Annotated in this window: 15 protein-coding genes; 3 read left to right on the top strand and 12 right to left on the bottom strand. The window is 63.4% G+C overall.

The window, feature by feature from the left end:
* Positions 1-6 precede the first annotated feature (6 nt).
* The 10 genes from ACF8GB_RS17930 to ACF8GB_RS17975 form a co-directional block, all read right to left on the bottom strand.
* Positions 7-1,137 carry a lactonase family protein gene (locus ACF8GB_RS17930; protein ID WP_058637656.1) on the bottom strand — a complete coding sequence of 377 codons (1,131 nt, stop codon included), beginning with the start codon at positions 1,135-1,137 and terminating at the stop codon, positions 7-9.
* The gene (locus tag ACF8GB_RS17935; protein ID WP_058637657.1) at positions 1,103-1,390 is read right to left on the bottom strand and encodes a DUF5629 family protein; all 288 of its coding nucleotides are present in this window, start codon (positions 1,388-1,390) and stop codon (positions 1,103-1,105) included. Before ACF8GB_RS17935 ends, ACF8GB_RS17930 begins: the two co-directional genes overlap by 35 nt.
* A gap of 76 nt (positions 1,391-1,466) precedes the next feature.
* On the bottom strand, positions 1,467-3,842 hold the full coding sequence (locus ACF8GB_RS17940) for an RND family transporter (RefSeq protein ID WP_058605517.1): 2,376 nt from the start codon (positions 3,840-3,842) through the stop codon (positions 1,467-1,469).
* 20 nt (positions 3,843-3,862) lie between these two features.
* A complete protein-coding gene (locus ACF8GB_RS17945) occupies positions 3,863-4,888 on the bottom strand; it encodes a WD40/YVTN/BNR-like repeat-containing protein (protein ID WP_392527399.1) in 1,026 nt (341 codons plus the stop codon).
* Positions 4,889-5,164: 276 nt separating this feature from the next.
* Positions 5,165-7,822, bottom strand: a complete 2,658-nt coding sequence (pepN, locus tag ACF8GB_RS17950; protein ID WP_392527400.1) for an aminopeptidase N — start codon at positions 7,820-7,822, stop codon at positions 5,165-5,167.
* A 13-nt stretch (positions 7,823-7,835) separates the two neighbouring features.
* Entirely contained in the window at positions 7,836-8,666 is an 831-nt protein-coding gene (locus tag ACF8GB_RS17955) for a DUF2797 domain-containing protein (protein ID WP_058637660.1), read from the bottom strand.
* Complete coding sequence (locus ACF8GB_RS17960; RefSeq protein ID WP_023533690.1) at positions 8,663-8,923, bottom strand: YeaC family protein; 261 nt, start codon at positions 8,921-8,923, stop codon at positions 8,663-8,665. The genes ACF8GB_RS17955 and ACF8GB_RS17960 overlap by 4 nt, the downstream gene beginning before the upstream one ends.
* 13 nt (positions 8,924-8,936) lie before the next feature.
* Positions 8,937-9,824, bottom strand: a complete 888-nt coding sequence (locus tag ACF8GB_RS17965; protein WP_058637661.1) for a rhomboid family intramembrane serine protease — start codon at positions 9,822-9,824, stop codon at positions 8,937-8,939.
* Entirely contained in the window at positions 9,821-10,792 is a 972-nt protein-coding gene (locus tag ACF8GB_RS17970; RefSeq protein WP_058605522.1) for a metallophosphoesterase, read from the bottom strand. The genes ACF8GB_RS17965 and ACF8GB_RS17970 overlap by 4 nt, the downstream gene beginning before the upstream one ends.
* Entirely contained in the window at positions 10,792-11,682 is an 891-nt protein-coding gene (locus tag ACF8GB_RS17975) for an NAD(+) kinase (RefSeq protein WP_023533692.1), read from the bottom strand. The genes ACF8GB_RS17970 and ACF8GB_RS17975 overlap by 1 nt, the downstream gene beginning before the upstream one ends.
* Before the next feature lie 90 nt (positions 11,683-11,772).
* On the opposite strand from ACF8GB_RS17975, the gene ACF8GB_RS17980 reads away from it, so the two are divergent.
* Complete coding sequence (locus tag ACF8GB_RS17980; RefSeq protein WP_153008544.1) at positions 11,773-12,702, top strand: DUF1853 family protein; 930 nt, start codon at positions 11,773-11,775, stop codon at positions 12,700-12,702.
* A gap of 129 nt (positions 12,703-12,831) precedes the next feature.
* On the top strand, positions 12,832-13,377 hold the full coding sequence (locus ACF8GB_RS17985; RefSeq protein WP_058605524.1) for a cytochrome b: 546 nt from the start codon (positions 12,832-12,834) through the stop codon (positions 13,375-13,377).
* On the opposite strand, the gene ACF8GB_RS17990 is transcribed toward ACF8GB_RS17985, so the two are convergent.
* Positions 13,368-14,258, bottom strand: a complete 891-nt coding sequence (locus ACF8GB_RS17990) for a 1-aminocyclopropane-1-carboxylate deaminase/D-cysteine desulfhydrase (RefSeq protein WP_392527401.1) — start codon at positions 14,256-14,258, stop codon at positions 13,368-13,370. The two genes, ACF8GB_RS17985 and ACF8GB_RS17990, sit on opposite strands and share 10 nt — an antisense overlap.
* A 42-nt stretch (positions 14,259-14,300) precedes the next feature.
* The gene (locus ACF8GB_RS17995; protein WP_058637665.1) at positions 14,301-16,337 is read right to left on the bottom strand and encodes an NADPH-dependent 2,4-dienoyl-CoA reductase; all 2,037 of its coding nucleotides are present in this window, start codon (positions 16,335-16,337) and stop codon (positions 14,301-14,303) included.
* 185 nt (positions 16,338-16,522) lie between these two features.
* Between ACF8GB_RS17995 and ACF8GB_RS18000 the strand changes: the two genes are divergently transcribed.
* The gene (locus ACF8GB_RS18000) at positions 16,523-17,641 is read left to right on the top strand and encodes a nitrilase-related carbon-nitrogen hydrolase (protein WP_392527402.1); all 1,119 of its coding nucleotides are present in this window, start codon (positions 16,523-16,525) and stop codon (positions 17,639-17,641) included.
* Positions 17,642-17,645 lie beyond the last annotated feature (4 nt).

The following is a 17,645-nucleotide window of genomic DNA, read 5'->3' on the forward strand; positions in this document are numbered from 1 at the left end:
CGAAGGTCAGCGCATGAACTTCAGATCCGACGGCGCCGGCTGATCGAAAGTCTGTACCGTTTCCCCCAGCTTGCCCGTGAGCGGGTCGCGGCGCATGACTTTGATCTGGTTGCTCTTTTGATTGGCGACCAGCAGGAACCTGTCACTGGGGTCCAGCGCGAATTCACGGGGGTGGTCACCTTCGACCGACCGACGTTGCACCAACGCCAACCGTCCATCCTGCTTGCCGACGCTGAACACGACGATCTCGTTGGCCGTGCCACGGTTGCTGACGTACAGAAAGCGACCGTCTGCCGACAGGTGCAAGCCCGCGCCCGCCTTGGCAGCCGCCTCCTGGCGCTCGGTCAGTGGCAGACGCTGGCGTTCGATCAGGTCGCCCTCCCGGACATCGAACATCACCACTTCGGCATGCATCTCCAAGGTCAGGTAGGCATGCTTACCGCTGGCGTCGAACAACAAGTGGCGTGGTCCACTGCCCGCAGGCAACGAAACCGAGGCAGGCTGTGACGGGGTCAGTGGCTTGTTCGTGCTCGCCCCGTCATAGCGGTAGACGAACACCTTGTCAGCACCCAGGTCGCTGGCATAGACATGCTGGCCGTCCGGGGACGGCACCACCGAATGGACATGGGCGCTGGCCTGCCGCTCGGGGTTGACCCCGCTGGCCTGGTGGCGCGCCTGCTGAATCACCGGCTGCAAGGCACCCTGCCTGTCAACCGGCAACACCGAAAGGCCGCCGCCTGGGTCGGGATCGACCGCGTAGTTGGCCACGAACAGGTAACGCTGGTCCTGGCTAAGGCTGGCGTGGGTAGGCTCGTCGCCCTGGCTAGACAGTTGATCGAGCAGGCGTACATTCCCATCACTGGCAATGTTGAATGCGCTGACGTGACCGTCTGCGGTTTCATTGACGGCAAACAGCAGGCGCTTGTCTTCGGAAAGCACCAGCCACGAGGGGCTGACGCTCTCTACCACCTGCAGCGGCTCGGGGCGGATTGTGCCGGCTTCGCTGTCGAAGGCGTAGCGGTAGATGCCTTGGCTGGCACCGTCTGTGTAGGTGCCAACCAGCAAGGTGGCAGCCTGGGCAGTGTAGGTCAGGGTCATGCAACTAGCGGTTAGCAGGGTCTTCCAGGTCCGGTTCATGGTCTTCTTCCGGGGCGCGAAATGCATCCAGACAGATGAGTCGGTGCTCACTTTCGGCAGTGCAGATGCGCCAGTCGTTCACTTCTTTACTGGCTGCATCGACCTGCGCGGCGGTGAATACCCAACGGCGCAGTTGGCGGCCGTCCATGCATTCGATGGCAAGGCCCTGCTCGTCGCAGGTGAAATCGAACGCGTGAAGGCCGTCTATCAAAAGCATGTCGCAGTGTTGCAAGGCGCTGGCGAGAGGGGACATGGGGGTACCTGTACGGGACATTGCGTGTGGAAAAACCCCGCATTATACCCCCATGGACGCACACCAACCGGTCGTTTCAATGGGCGAAAATCGAGCCCCCCGCCTTGCCTGCCATCTTCTCGGGCTTGATCAGGAACCGCGCCAGCGCCGGCAGCAGCCACAGCGCCCCGAACATGTTCCACAACAGCATGAAGGTCAGCATCAGGCCCATATCCGCCTGGAACTTGATGGCCGAGAAGATCCAGGTACACACCCCGATGGCCAGGCACAGGCCGGTGAACAGCACAGCCTTGCCGGTGGAGCGCAGGGTCTGGTAATAGGCCTCCTGCAACGGCAGCCCAGCGCGCAGAAAGCTCTCCAAGCGGCTGTAGATGTAGATGCCATAGTCCACGCCAATACCCACGCCCAGCGCAACCACCGGCAGCGTCGCCACTTTGACGCCGATGCCCATGTACGCCATCAACGCGTTGCCCAGCACCGAGGTCAATACCAAGGGCAGCACGATGCACAGGGTCGCGGCGAAAGAGCGGAAGGTGATCAGGCACATGATCGCCACACACAGGTAGACCAGGATCAGGATGGTCAGCTCGGCCGACTTGATCACCTCGTTGGTGGCCGCTTCGATACCGGCATTGCCGGCAGCCAGCAGGAACTGCAAGCCTTCCCTGTCGTGGCTGTCGGCAAAGGCCTTGGCAGCCGCCGTCACCCGTTCGAGGGTCTCGGCCTTATGGTCATTGAGAAACACCAGCACCGGCGCCAGCGAGCAATCGCCGTTGTACAGGCCATCGGCCCGTGCGATGGAGTTGTTGAGGACATCGGGGTTGCGCGAGAGGGTTTCCCACTTGAGGCTACCCTCGTTCATGCCCTTGATCACCTGTTTGGACACGCTGACCAGGGAAATGGCCGACTGCACCCCAGGCGTGTTTTCCATGGTCCACATCAGCTCGTCGATCGGCGCCAGGGTCGAATGCACCGAACACTGCTCGGCGGCCGTTTTGACCATGATCACCAGCACGTCGGAGCTGGTGGAATAGTTGCTGATGATGAAGTTGTTGTCCTGGTTGTAGCGCGAGTCGGGCCGCAGCTCCGGTGCCCCTTGGTCGAGGTCACCGATCTTCAGGTTCTGGCTGTACCACAGGCCCCCGGCGAAGGCGACCAGGGCCAGGGCGATGGAAACAGGCGCCACCCTGGGGCTGGCAAAGCGCGACAGCAGTCGCCAGAACGGGTGCTCGCGCGTGGCGTCGCGCTTGCTGCGCTCGATGGCTTTCTTGCTGATACCCACATAGGAGATGGCCACCGGCAGCAGGATGAGGTTGGTGAAGACGATCACCGCGACGCCGATGGAGGCACCGATAGCCAGTTCGCGGATCACGCCGATGTCGATGATCAACAGGGTGATGAAGCCCACGGCATCGGCGAGGATGGCAATCATGCCCGGCAGGAACAGCTGCCGGAACGTGCGCCTGGCCGCCGTCAGGGCGTTGTCTGCATCGCTCGATTGCAGGGCGATGCCGTTGATCTTCTGCACACCGTGGGAAATACCGATGGCAAAGATCAGAAACGGCACCAGCATCGAATACGGATCCAGGCCGAAGCCGACCGCGTGCATCAGCCCCAGTTGCCACACCACCGCCACCAAAGTGGTAATCAGCACCGCGATGGTGCTGCGGATGCACCAGGTGAACCAGTACAACAACACCCAGGTGATCAGCAGGGCGATGCCGAAGAACATCACCACCATGACCAGCCCGTCGATGAGGTCACCGACCTTCTTCGCGAACCCGACGATATGCACCTTCACATTGGGGTTCTGGGCCTGGAACTTGTCGCGGATCTTTTCTTCGAGCAAGTGGGAGAACTGCTGGTAGTCGAGCTTGACCACCCGCCCCGGGTCCTGCGGGTCGGGGTAACTTTCCAGCAGTGGCACGTCGATGATGCTGGATTTGAAGTTGTTGCCCACCAGCCGGCCTATTTGCCCGGACCTCAGCACGTTGTCGCGCAGGGTATCGAGGCTGGCCTGCGAGCCGTCATAGGTGTTGGGAATCACCTCGCCACCGGAAAACCCCTCCTCGGTGACTTCGCTCCAGCGCACGCTCGGGCTCCACAGGGACTTGAGCCCGGCCCGATCGACGCCAGGGATGTAGAACACCTCGTCGTGGATCTGGCGCAGAGTCTCCATGTAGTTTTTGTCGAAGATGTCGCCTTTGACCGCCTCGACCGAGATACGCACGGTGTTGCCCAGGTTGGCCAGATCGTTGCGGTGCTCCATCATCTGTTCGATGAAGGGGTGCTGCAACGGGATCATTTTCTCGAAGCTGGTGGAGGGGCGAATTTGTGTGGCTTGCCAGAACAGGAAGAGGCTGACCAGCACACAGAGGATGATGACCGCCGGCCGATTGTTGAAGATCAGGCGTTCGAGCAGTGTGGCTTTGTCCTGATGATGCGGCTGCATGGGAAGGTGCTCCTGGCTGCTCATGGCTGTGCCTCACTGTCGGCGGCGTCGAGCCCCTTGGCATTGGCGATGTGGGCGCCGCCCTGCCCTACCAGCAGGAGCTCGCCGTTGGGCAGGGCGCTGACACCGGACAGGGCGATGCGGTCCGGGCGGTTGTGGACGCTGAAGGTCTGGCCGGCATCGGTGCTGCGCAGCACGCTGCCGCCGTTGCCGACCACCACGACGGTGCCATCGTCGAGCAGCGTGGCACCGGCCAGGCCGAACTCGAGCTCGCCTCGCGCAGCCTGCAAGGGGATGGATTGCCAGGTGTCGCCGAAGTCGGTGGAGCGCAGCAGGTTGCCGCGCAAGCCGAACGCCAGCAAGGTACGCGGCTGGGCAGTGCCGATCACGCCGAACAGCGACCCCTGGTAAGGCCCTTCGACTTTCTGCCAGTGCTGCCCATTGTCCTCGGAGCGGAACATGCCGCCCTGCTCCCCAACGATGAACAAGCCAGCGTCACGCACCTTGGCGATAGCATTGAGGTGCAACTGATCGGGGTTGTCGAGGCGCTCGGCCACGTCCTGCCAATGCTGGCCCCCGTCCGTGGTTTCGAGCAAGGCGCCGTAGGCGCCCACGGCCAGGCCGTGCTGGGCGTCGAGGAACACGATGTCGAGCAAGGGTGCTTCGCGTGACAGGTCTTCGAACTGTTTGCTCCAGGTCGCCCCGCCGTCGCCAGTGGCGAGGATCTGCGCATCGTGGCCGACGGCCCAACCGCGCTTGTCATCAAGGAAAAAAACGGCCGTCAGCAGCTGGCGGGTTGGCACACGGGCCTGGGTCCAGGTGCTGCCCTGGTCTTCAGAGAACAGGATATGGCCCCGGTCGCCGACCACGACCACACGCGTGCCCGCATGGGCAGCGTCGATCAACAGCCTTTGACTGGCCTTGGCCGATTCGGTGGAGTATTCATCGGCTGACGCAGCCTGCGCGCCTTGCCATCCACTCAGTGCAAGGGTGAGCGCTGCAGCGGCCGCTACCGGCCATCCAGCGCGCCTGCTCCATTTCCTCATGACTGCCCCCGATTGTATTTTTGTTGGGTGGGTCAATACCTTGCAGGACGCACAAATGCCCGCAATAGAGGCCTGCAAGGGCGTGCGGTGATCGTAACGGGAGGATTTGGCGGAGCACAACGGGCGGGGTGTTATGTTTTGTTATCGGCGCAGGACGAGCCGTTCGCGGGCAGAGGATGCAGCGCCTGCGGGCGAACACGACTCACCCGCAGGTGCTGCCTGTGCAGCGTAACAACGTCGGCAGTTGAAACCGTGGCCCTCAAGCGGGCCCCGGCGTCATGCCAGGCTTTTACTCACCACTTCATAGACGTCGCTGGAGAGCTCACCAGAAGCCAGAATCCGCTCCAGCTCACCCTTCATCAGGGCCTGGCGGGCGGCGTCGTATTTGCGCCAGCGGGTCAGCGGCGCCAACTGCCGGGAGGCGATCTGCGGGTTAAGGGCATTGAGCTCGATCACCAGATCCGCCAGGAAGCGATAACCGGAGCCATCGGCGGCATGGAAGTTGACCAGGTTCTGGCCGGCAAAGGCACCGACCACCGCGCGCACCTTGTTCGGGTTCTTCAGGTTGAACGCGGGGTGCTGCATCAACGCCTTCACCCGTGCCAGGCCCCCTGGCAAGGTACTGGCCGCCTGCACGCTGAACCATTGGTCCATGACCAGGGGGTTGTCCTTGAAGTGCTCTGCAAAGCTTTCCAGGGCCTTGGCGCGCTCGGCCTCGAAGGGTGAGTTCACCAGCACCGCCAGGGCCGTGAGGCGCTCGGTCATGTTGTCGCACTGCTCGAACTGCTCCAGGGTCGCTTGCAGCACCTGCGGTTCAGCGCTGAGCATCAGGTACGACAGGGCGATGTTCTGCAGGCTGCGGCGGGCAAAGTGCTCGGCAGAGGCAACGTACGCGGTGTCACGCGAGACCGCGCGGTTGGCCTGGTAACGCGTCCAGAGTGGCTCGAACAATTGCTCGGCGATTTGCCGCCGGGCGAACTCGCGGGCTGCGTGGATGGCGTCCACATCGGCCACTTGGCTGATCTCGGTCAGGTAGCCCTCCCCTGGCAGCGAGAGCATTTCGGCCACCATGGCAGCATCGAGCGAAGTGTCGCCCAGTACCGTAGCCAACGCCCTGACCAGACGCGGGTCCAGTTGCAGCGCCTGACCACGCTGGTGCTGGCCGATCAGCTCCTGCAGCACCTGCACGGCCAGTTGCTGACCGGCTTCCCAGCGGTTGAAGCCGTCGCTGTCGTGCTGCATCAGGAACATCAACTGGTCACGGTCGTACGGGAAGCTCAGCTTGACCGGGGCACTGAAACCGCGCAGCAGCGACGGCAACGGCCGTGCCTGGATGCCCTGGAAGACGAAAGTCTGCTCGGCCTCGGTCACCGACAGCACCCGGGTGCTGCCCACTGCCGAGGACTCGCCCGCCAATTGCAGCGGCAGGTCGTTGCCCTGGGCATCGAGCAGGCCCAGTTCGACCGGGATCACGAAGGGCAGCTTCTCGGCCTTGTCCGGGGTGGGTGGGCAGCTTTGGCGGAACGTCAGGCTATAGGTGCTCGCCGCTTCGTCGTAGGCGTCGGTCACTTCCAGGCGCGGCGTACCGGCCTGGCTGTACCAGCGCTTGAACTGCGTCAGGTCCACGCCGTTGGCGTCTTCCATGGCCTTGATGAAGTCGTCGGTGGTCACCGCCTGCCCATCGTGACGCTCGAAATACAGGTCGCTGCCCTGGCGGAAGCCTTCGGCCCCCAGCAACGTGCGCACCATGCGTACCACTTCCGAGCCTTTCTCGTACACGGTCAGGGTGTAGAAGTTGGAAATCTCGATGAAGCTGTTCGGGCGCACCGGGTGGGCCATGGGGCCCGCATCCTCGGCGAACTGATGGGTGCGCAGGTAAGCAACGTCCTCGATGCGTTTGACGGTGCGTGAATTCATGTCGGCACTGAACTCGGCATCGCGGAACACCGTGAAGCCTTCCTTGAGCGACAACTGGAACCAGTCGCGGCAGGTGACGCGGTTGCCCGACCAGTTGTGGAAGTATTCATGGGCTACCACGGCTTCGACCCGCTGGTGCGCGGCATCGGTGGCCGTCTCGGCGCGCGCCAGCACGCAGCTGGAGTTGAAGATGTTCAGGCCTTTGTTCTCCATGGCCCCCATGTTGAAGTCGTTGACCGCGACGATCATGAAGATGTCCAGGTCGTACTCGCGGCCGTAGACCTCTTCATCCCAACGCATGGACTTCTTCAGGCTGACCATGGCGTGGTCGCACTTGTCGATGTTCTCCGGCTCCACATAGATGCGCAGGGTCACATCACGGCCCGATTGGCGGGTGAAGGTGTCTTCCACACACCACAGGTCGCCTGCGACCAGGGCGAACAGGTAGGCCGGCTTCATGAACGGGTCTTCCCAGGTCGCCCAGTGACGGCCGTCCTCGGCAGGGCCGCTGCCTACCGGGTTGCCGTTGGAGAGCAGCACCGGGTAGCGGTGCTGTTCAGCGATCACCGTGGTGGTGAAGATGCTCATCACATCGGGGCGGTCGAGGTAGTAGGTGATCTTGCGGAAACCCTCGGCCTCGCACTGGGTGCAGAACATCTTGCCGGACTTGTACAAGCCCTCGAGCGCCGTGTTGGTTTCGGGATGGATCCTGACGGTGGTGTCGAGGGTGAAGTGCTCTGCCCGTGGCTGAACGGTCAGGCTGCTTGCGTCGATCTGGTAGTCGCCTTCCTGCAAGGGTTCATCGTCCAGGGCGGCGCGCACCAGTTCGAGTTGCTGACCGTCGAGCACCAGCGCAGGCAGGCCGCCCCCGTGCACCGGGTTGCGGCGCATGATCAGTTGCGCGTGGACCAGGGTGTGGTCTTCGAACAGCTCGAAGGTCAGGTGCGTCTCGTCGATCAGGTACTCAGGCGCCTTGTAGTCCTTGAGATGGATCACTTGCGGTTGTTCGGTACGCATCTACAGGTCCCTTTTACTGGAGCACGGCCAACTGATAGGCCGTGTACTTGCGAATATTGATCACACCGGTGTCGAAGATCAGGTACTGGCCCTTGATGCCCAGCAGCGTACCCTCCACGATCGGGTTCTTGTCCAGGTTGAAGCTGACCACTTTGGTCGGGTAAGCCTGGACCGGGTATGTCATGTGCACGACCTCGGCGTCGGTCAGAGGCTGAATCGCCTGCAGGCCGAAGCGCGCCTGCAGCTGGCCAAGCCCTTCTGCACATGCTTCCAGCACCTGATCGCGCAATGCAGGCAGGTCGAGCAGCTCGGCGTCCCCCTTGAGCAGGGCGCGCCAATTGGTGCGGTCCGGCACCTGACTGCGCAGCAGGTCTTCGACCAGCCCGGACTGCTGCCGAGTGGCCACCCTGAGGATAGGCAAGGCCTGGCTGGCCCCCTGATCGAGCCAGCGGGTGGGCAGCTGGGTGGCGCGGGTGATGCCGACCTTGATACCGGAGGAGTTGGCCAGGTAGACCACGTGATCGGTCATGCAGAACTGCTCGCCCCAGGACGGATCGCGGCAGGTGCCTGCGTCATAGTGGCAACGCTCCGGGGCCATGATGCACATGTCGCACTGGGCCAGCTTGGTCATGCAGGGGTAGCAGTAACCCTGGCTATAGCTGCTCTTGGTGCGCTTACCGCAGTGGCTGCAGTGGATGGCACCGAGGTATTGCAGGCGCAGCGGCTTGCCGATCAGGGGGTTGACTGGCACCAGGGTATCGCCTAGGCGAAAGCTGTATTGCACCACGGGGTCGGCCAGGCTGACGGCCATCTTGCTCAACGAGCCACGAGCGAGTTCGATCAATGTACCGAGTCCGACTTGAACAGGATGTTGGGGACGGGGGCGGATTTGGACGCGCATTCCTGCGGGCCCATGTAACCGGTGCGCTGGTCCTCGGGCAGGTTTTTCATCTCCCAGGCAATGACCGCTTGCAGGGACAGCTCTTTCTGCTCGGCAGTCAGCTTGCGGCCGTCCGACCATTTGCCGATTTCCACGGCCAGCTTCAGGCTCTCGTAGATTTCCGGGGTGATGTTTTCGATCATTTGCGCGAAAGTGGACATGTTGTCTCCTGATTCAAGCCGACAGTTTACGCCGGGCGAGCGCCCCACCCAAGAGCCCGGTCAGGCATCCGATGAGCAACCCACCGACGTGCGCGGCGTTGGCGATCTGGCCCAGGCCCAGCGTGCCGACGACGCCGGTCAGGCACACCACCAGCCAGAGGAGCATCATCACCAGCACGCCCTTGGGCAGGTTGAAGTGCGGGTTCGGTGCCCGCCATTGATACAGCCAGATGTGCCCGAGCAGGCCATAGAGCACGCCTGAAAGCCCACCGAACAGGCCAGGCCCTGTGGTGTAGTGTTGGGCCAGGTTCGATACCAGGCTGAACAGCGCGGTGAGCCCCAGCAGCGTCCATGGGCCCTGGCGCAACTCGATGCGCTTGCCCAGCTCCCAGAACCACAGGCTGTTCATGGCCAGGTGCAGCGCACCGAAATGCAGCAGCATCGGCGAGACCAGCCGCCACCATTGCCCGTGCGCCAGACCCTCGGCCAGCGGCGTGAAGTACAGGTAATCGCCCTGCACGTGAAAATCGAGAAACGTGAACCAGCCGATGGTGGTGAAGTTGTCGCCCAGGCCCGTAAGCCCGGCGACCACGAACGTCAGCAACAGCGTCAGGGCGGTGACCTTGCAGGCCTTGGCCTGGGCCAGCAGCGACGGCTGTGACATGTCCTGCCCCTGCTGGTCGGGTAGCGCGGCGTCAGGCTCGGCCTGCAGGTCGGCGTTGCCATCGGGGTAGCGCTGGTAGAGGTGCAACACCTCGTCAGCCAGGGCCTCAGGCGCCCAGAGTACCTGGTCCTCGCCCTCCTCGCTGACCCGGTGCGGCACCTGCAAGCGTTGCAGCATCTGCACGAAACCGCTGAGGTCGACCGTCAGCGGCAGGCGCATCACTTGGATAATGTTCATTGGCTAGCCTGTGGTCGGTCGACATCCACCCAGACGAACTTGCGGGGGTCGATACGGGTTTCATCGTCCAGCCTGTAGGCGACCAGCTTGCCGTACAGCACGGCGCTGTAGTCCAGGCAGGCCAGGTTGCTGCGAATCGGTGCGGGCCGGCCGCTGCGCCAGTAATGGCCAACAAACAGCATGGGCTCGTCCTCGGCATAGCGCAGCAACGCGCTTTTCTGGCTGTGGCTGAGCGGTGTGTTGGCCACCTCCGCCGGCAGCGCATCGGGCTGGAAGACGATATCGCCATAGGTCTGCGGATCATCTTCCCAGAACTTGGTGCGGAAGAACGCGCGGGTCAGGCCATCGCCACCGGTCAGGGTGAGGCCATCGGGCAGGCGCATGTCGGTGCCGCGCAGCAGACGGTTGCAAACGTTGGCGGCAAAGCTGCCGCTCACCGCCGAGGCTTGGACGAAGTGGCGATCGACGCGCCCGTCGGGGTACTGGCGCCGCAGCGGCTCGATCAGGCTTGCATCCCAGCAGGCGTGCACCAGGCGGAAACGACCGGCATCGATGAACAGTGGCAGCGTCTGGAACCAGTCGAGAAACGCCTGCCAGTCCGCAGGGTGATTGGCGAACTGGGTGAGGGTTTCGTCGATGAGCCTGGCGTGGCGAGGGGTATGTTCGCGCACGAAGGCCTTGCCGCTGCCCGGCAGTGCCGGCGTCACCCAGCCCAGTGCACTGTATTCGTGATTGCCCATGATGCAGTGCGCCTGCCCGGCGGCGACCATGTCGTGAACGATGTGCAGGGCTTGGCGGATACGCGGGCCGCGGTCCACGATATCGCCCAAGAACAGCGCCTGCCGCCGAGGGTGGCGCCAGACGCCGGCAATGCGCTGGTAACCGAGGGCATCGAGCAAGCGCTCAAGGGTCAAGGCACAGCCGTGAACGTCACCGATGATGTCGAAACTGCGCGCCGGATCCAGCATCAGTCGTCCCTGCCCCCCAGGCGGCTGCCCCAGCCAAGCTTGGTGCGGCAGACTTCGTAGTAGTTGTGGTCCAGCGGGTGGATCAGGCGCAGCTTCTGGGGCTTCTTGCTCACCGTGATGGTGTCACCGGGTGCACAGGTGAAGTGGTTCTGACCGTCGCACGACACCTGCGGGTAGATCTGCAGGTCCTTGGCCACCACGATCTTCAGTTCGCTGTTGCCATCGACGACGATCGGCCGCCCAGACAAGGTGTGCGGGTACATGGGCACGATGACGATTGCATCAAGCTTGGGGTGCATGATCGGGCCGCCGGCGGACAAAGCGTAGGCCGTGGAGCCGGTCGGGGTGGCGACGATCAGGCCGTCGGCCTTCTGGCTGCAGACGAACTGGCCGTCGATGTAGATCTCGAATTCGATCATGCGGGTGGACTTGCCTGGGTGCAGGACCACGTCGTTGAGCGCATCACCCTGGCCGATCGCCTCCTGGTGACGGCGCACTTCGGCTTGCAGTAGGAAACGGTTCTCGACCAGGTAGTGACCATCGAGCACTTCGGAGACTTTCTCTTCCAACTCATCCGGACGAATGTCGGTAAGAAAGCCCAGGTTGCCCCGGTTGATGCCCAGTACCGGGATATTATGCCGCGCCAGGGCACGCGCAGCGCCCAGCAGGCTGCCGTCGCCGCCGACCACGATGACCAGGTCACAGACCTCGCCCAGCAGCTTGCGGGTGGAGGTCTGCAGCCCATGGCCCGGCAGGACTTCACCGATGGTGTCTTCGAGGATCACGTGCAAGTGGCGCTCGAGGAGGAATTTTTTCAGTCGGCGGATGGTGTCCAGCACCTGCGAGCTGCCGAGACGACCGATGATACCGATATTGCGAAATTGCTCCATGGGGCTCCTGCAAGGCTCTGCGACGGGTGACGATGCAGCGATTATGGGCGAACCACAAAGCAGCGGCAAACCGGCTATGCTCGCAGGATGATGCCATTTCCTTCGCTCGTGCACCTGCCCCGGCTATTACAGCGCCCTGCGGTGCGTGACCTTGCCTGGACCCTGCTCTCGCCGCCGCTGCTCGAGCGCGCAGGCTGCCCCCAGCGCCACCCGCTGGCAGGCAGCCTCTGGATCGAACGGCCGCAGGCATTGCAGGCCTGGTTGTACGGGCTGGACATTGATGACACGCCCTTGCAGCACTGGCTCAAGGGCCTTGGCAGTCGCCGCCTTGGGCTGTATTACGAGCGCCTGTGGCAATTTGCGTTGCAACAGGCGCCCGGCGTGGAACTGTTGGCGGCCAACTTGGCTATCCGTGAAGACGGCCGGACCCTGGGCGAGCTGGATGTGGTGCTGCGTGATCGCGACGGGGTGCATCACCTGGAGCTGGCCATCAAGCTGTACCTGGGCCCCGAGCGCTTTGGTACCGACCCGGGCGGCTGGCTAGGGCCTGGCTGCCACGATCGCCTGCAAGCCAAGCTGGAACACATCCGCCGCCACCAGTTGCCCATGTCGGCCAGCACCCAGGGCCGTACCGCCCTTGAGCGGCTCGACCTGCCCCCGGTGCAGGCCAGCATGTGGATGGGGGGCTACCTGTTCTACCCGGCGCTGGCCCCGAGCGAGGCGCCACTGGGTGTACACCCCCTGCACCTGCGTGGCCGCTGGTTGCATCGCAAGGACTGGATCAGCGCACCCGGCGCGCATTGGCAACCGCTGGTGCGCAGTGCCTGGCTCGCCCCCGCACGGTGTGCGGCCTGCGAGGTCTGGAGCGCAGCTCAGTTCGCCGCCTGGCTGCACTTGCTGGCACCCGATGCGCCTGCGCAATTGCTGGTCAATGTGCAGCGGCAGCAGGACGGCAGCTGGCAAGAGATAGAGCGGGTGTTTCTGGTTGCTGATCAGTGGCCGGGCGACTTGGCCCTCTGACCTCAGATCCCGCTCATGGGCGGCAACATATTTTTCACCGACCTAGAGCAATGATACAGCCTGGGTAAACCGTAAACTGGACCTGAGCGCCACCAAGAGCGCCACCCCACCGACCGATGAGGAACAAGCATGGTTTCGAGCACCCCGGCGCGCCATTACGCGCGCGTGTCCATTGTCCTGCACTGGCTGATGCTGGTGCTGCTGGCCGCTGTCTATGCCTGTATCGAGTTTCGCGGAATCTTCCCGCGCGACAGTGCAGAGCGCAACCTGATGAAAGACCTGCATTTCATGTTGGGCCTGAGCGTATTCGTGCTGGTGTGGCTGCGCCTGGCCATGCGCGTGCTTCATCGCGCGCCGCCCATATCCCCTAAACCTCCGGCCTGGCAAACCGGGCTGGCCCATCTGGTTCACCTGCTGCTCTACCTGCTGATGATCGGCATGCCGCTGGCCGGCTGGTTGATCCTCAGCGCCGCCGACAAACCGGTACCGTTCTATGGCCTGGAGTTGCCGCACCTGATCGGTCCTGATCTGGACCTGGCCAAGTTCATCAAAGGCTGGCATGAGCGTATCGGCACATGGGGCTATTGGCTGATCGGACTGCATGCACTGGCCGGCCTTTATCATCACTACGTCAAACGCGACAATACGTTGTTGCGCATGCTGCCTTACAAGTAACCCCGGCGGCCCTGCAAACCGCCGGTATGGACGAACACCAGGCGAGTGCCGGGCGCGAACAGCCCGGCTTCGACCTGAGCCTTGAGCGCAAGCAATGCCTTGCCGGTGTAGAGCGCCTCGAAAGGAACGCCGGCCTGCTGCTCGCAATCGGCGATGAAGGCCAGCAGTTGATCGTCGAACTTGCCGAAGCCGCCCCGGCTGGCGCTGTGCAGGCGGTAGCCCTGCGTGCCGGCAAGTGCCGCCACGGTCTCGGCCACGCCATAGTGCTCGGGTACGGCCAGCGCCCCATGCACGGCATGGGCTCCTGATTCGGCCAGCACCAGGCCCGCCAGCGTGGTGCCCGTGCCAGCGGCCAACCACCAGGCGTCAAAGTCCGACCAGCCCAGCGTCGCAAGCTGCGCGTGCAGTTGAGTCACGATCGACGCGCACCCCTGCGCACCGGCCTGCCCGCCTCCGCCTTCGGGGATGCAATGCCAGCCGGGATAATGCGTGTGCCAAGGCGTCCAGAAACCCGCCTCGTTACGACCACGGTAGCCCTCGTAGCCCAGCCAGTGCAGTTGCATGCCCATGGCCTGCAAATCCTGCACGGTGGGTGTTTGGCGTGGATGACCCCGCAGCAGGCCGGCCGTGGCCAGGCCCAAGCGCTTGCCGGCAGCGGCCAGAGCATGCAGGTGGTTGGAATGGTTGCCGCCCAGGCTCACCAGGCCGGGGGCCTTGGCATCGAGCGCCTGTTCCAGATGGTGGCGCAGCTTGAACCACTTGTTGCCGCTGATCAGGGGGTCGATCAGGTCAAGGCGCAGGATGGCAGCCTCGACCTGGGCCATCGCCAGCCAGGGCAATGTCAGGCGTTGCAGGGGGGCCAAGGGGAGTTCGACAGGCATGGGCGCCAGTCTATCAGCAGAGCATCTGGCGCGGGCGGTGAATCAAAGCTGCGCCGCCAACCTCGACCCCTGGTCGATCGCCCGCTTGGCGTCGAGTTCTGCCGCCACGTCAGCACCGCCGATCAGGTGTACCGACTGCCGCGCAGCCACCAGCCCGTCCTGCAATTCGCGCAGCGGGTCCTGGCCTGCGCAGATCACCACGTTGTCCACCGCCAGCACCTGTGGCTCGCCACCGCCAATGCGCACGTGCAGGCCTGCGTCATCAATGGCCAGGTACTCGACCCCATTGAGCATCTTCACCTGCTTGTTCTTCAAGCCGGTACGGTGGATCCAGCCAGTGGTCTTGCCCAGGCCATCCCCTACCTTGGAGGTCTTGCGCTGCATCAGGTACACCTGCCGAGCAGGTGGGTGGGGCTGGGGTGTGATACCGGCTACACCGCCGCGGGCTTCGAGGTGGGTGTCGATACCCCACTCCTTCCAGAACGCTTCGCGGTCCAGGCTGGTGGACACGCCCTGATGCACCAGGTATTCGGAGACATCGAAACCGATGCCCCCTGCGCCGATCACGGCCACTGTCTTGCCCACAGGCTTACGCTCGAGCAGCACATCCAGGTAGCTGAGCACCTTGGGGTGCGCGATCCCCGGGATCGCCGGTGCACGCGGCAGGATGCCGGTCGCGAGGATGACGTCGTCATAGCCGCCGGCCACAAGCGCTGGCACGTCGACGCGCGTGTTCAAGCGCACGTCGACGCCAGTGCTGCGCAGCTTGTTGCGAAAATACCGCAGGGTCTCGTTGAATTCCTCCTTGCCTGGCACGCGCTTGGCAACATTGAACTGACCGCCAATTTCGCTGGCCGATTCGAACAAGGTCACCACATGGCCACGCTCAGCAGCCACCGTTGCAGCGGCAAGGCCTGCTGGGCCGGCGCCCACGACAGCGATGCGCTTGGCCATGCGCACGGGCAGGTAGTTGAGTTCGGTTTCATGGCAGGCCCTTGGGTTTACCAGGCAACTGGTCAGCTTGCCGCCAAACGTATGGTCCAGACACGCCTGGTTGCAGCCGATGCAGGTATTGATTTCATCAGCACGCCCGGCTGCAGCCTTGTTGACGAAGGCAGGATCGGCCAGGAACGGACGGGCCATGGACACCATGTCCGCATCCCCTTCGGCCAGCACCGCCTCGGCCACTTCTGGCGTATTGATACGGTTGGTGGTGATCAAAGGAATACCCACTACCCCGCGCAACTTGGCGGTGACCTTGCTGAAGGCTGCACGCGGCACCTTGGTGGCGATGGTGGGAATGCGCGCCTCGTGCCAGCCAATACCGGTATTGATCAACGTAGCCCCCGCCTGTTCGATGGCCTTGGCCAGGGTCTGGATCTCGTCCCAGGTGCTGCCGCCCTCGACCAGGTCGAGCATCGAAAGGCGGAAGATGATAATGAAGTTAGGGCCCACCGCGCGGCGCACCCGGCTGACGATTTCCACGGCCAGGCGCATGCGATTGTCGTAGCTGCCGCCCCAACGGTCGGTGCGGTGGTTGGTGTGGGCGGCGAGGAACTGGTTGATGAAATAGCCTTCCGAGCCCATGACCTCGACACCGTCGTAACCAGCTTTCTGCGCAAGCAGCGCGCAGTGGGCGAAGTCGGCAATCTGCTTTTCGATCCCCGCCTCGTCCAATTCCCGCGGCTTGAACGGGTTGATCGGCGCTTGAATGGCGCTTGGCGCCACCTGGCGCGGGCTGTAGGCATAGCGCCCGGCGTGAAGAATCTGCAGGCAAATCTTGCCCCCTGCGGCGTGCACCGCCTCGGTGACGATACGGTGCTGCTCGGCTTCGGCTTCGGTGCTGAGTTTGGCGGCGCCTGCGTAAACACCGCCTTCATCGTTGGGTGCAATGCCACCGGTGACCATCAGGCCTACGCCGCCGTGCGCCCGTTCGGCAAAATAGGCAGCCATGCGCTCGAACCCGCCTGGACGTTCCTCAAGACCCGTGTGCATGGAGCCCATCAGGGTACGGTTGCGCAACGTGGTGAAGCCCAGGTCCAGCGGGGCCAGCAGGTGCGGGTAGCGAGTGTCGGTCATGGTTCGGCTTCTCTGGTGATCACGGTAAACGGGCATTTCGCCCTGAGGCGGCCCTGTCGTTATATGAAGCAGACAGTAAACAGCCGTTTGAACCGGCTCAATGACCAGAACTGACAAGTTATTGATCATCCCGAACAGCGCGTCTACCCTAAGGCTCCTTCATGCCCATTGCCTTGTAGCGTTTCATGAAAAAATTTCTGACAAGTGCCCTGCTGCTGGGGGTGATCGCCGCCCTGTGTGGTTACGCCTTCTGGACCCAACAGCGCCCACAGGGGCACTACCTGTCCGATCTGCGCATCGAGCTGGCAGTCAACCACGGGCAACCCGGCGAGCATGGCAACCTGCTGGGCGTCGAGCCGCTGCTGTACCCAGGGGACTACCAGGACCTGCAACGCCTGCACCGCAAACTTGCCGCCTACCTCGAGCAGGCGCGCACGCTAGGCCTGATCACGCCTCGCACCGTGGTGGTATTGCCTGAGCACATCGGTACCTGGCTGTGGGCACGTGGCGAGAAAAACGCGTTCTACCAGGTGACCCAGCAGCGTGAAGCACTGCAATGGTTCGAGCTGAGTAACCCGCTCCGCTATGGCTGGGCCATGCTTGCGGCCGAGGGCGATGACCGACGGGCCGATGCCCATCTGCGCATGAAGGCCGATCAGATGGCAGCCGATTACCAGCAGGTGTTCGGCGGCTTGGCCAAGGAATTCGGCGTCACCCTGGTAGCTGGCTCGATCGTGCTTCCGCAGCCCTATGTCAGCGAGGGTGCATTGCACCCCGGGCGCGGGCCGCTGTTCAACAGCAGCGTGGTATTCGCCGGTGACGGTAACATCCTGGGCCAACCCCAGCGCCAGCACTATCCGGACAGCGAGAACAGGCGGTTCATCCACCCTGGTGTGGACCAGCCTCTGCAGGTGCTGCACACGCCTGCGGGGCGGCTTGGGGTATTGGTGGGGAGCGACAGCTGGTATCCGCAGAATCACCAGCAGCTGCTGGCCCAATCGGTCGAACTGGTGGCCATCCCTGCCTTTCTGAGCGGCAGGCACAGCTGGTTGACACCCTGGCGCGGCAATCGCCACCAGCCTGTCAGCACGCGCTTGCCCGTCAAGCGTGGCGAGGTCAGCGAGCAAGAGGCCTGGCACCGGCTGACCGCGCCTGTCGGTCATCAGGTGAGCAGTGTGAGCGTCTTCATGCGCGGCCAGTTCTGGGAGCAAGGCGCCGATGGGCAAGGATTTGCCTGGCAAGCCGGCGACCTGTTGACCGGGCCACCCAGCCCAGGTGCCCGCTTGCTGAATATATGGCTCTAGCACC

This window comes from Pseudomonas sp. xss_4, assembly GCF_043104125.1.
Taxonomy (GTDB): domain Bacteria; phylum Pseudomonadota; class Gammaproteobacteria; order Pseudomonadales; family Pseudomonadaceae; genus Aquipseudomonas; species Aquipseudomonas parafulva_B.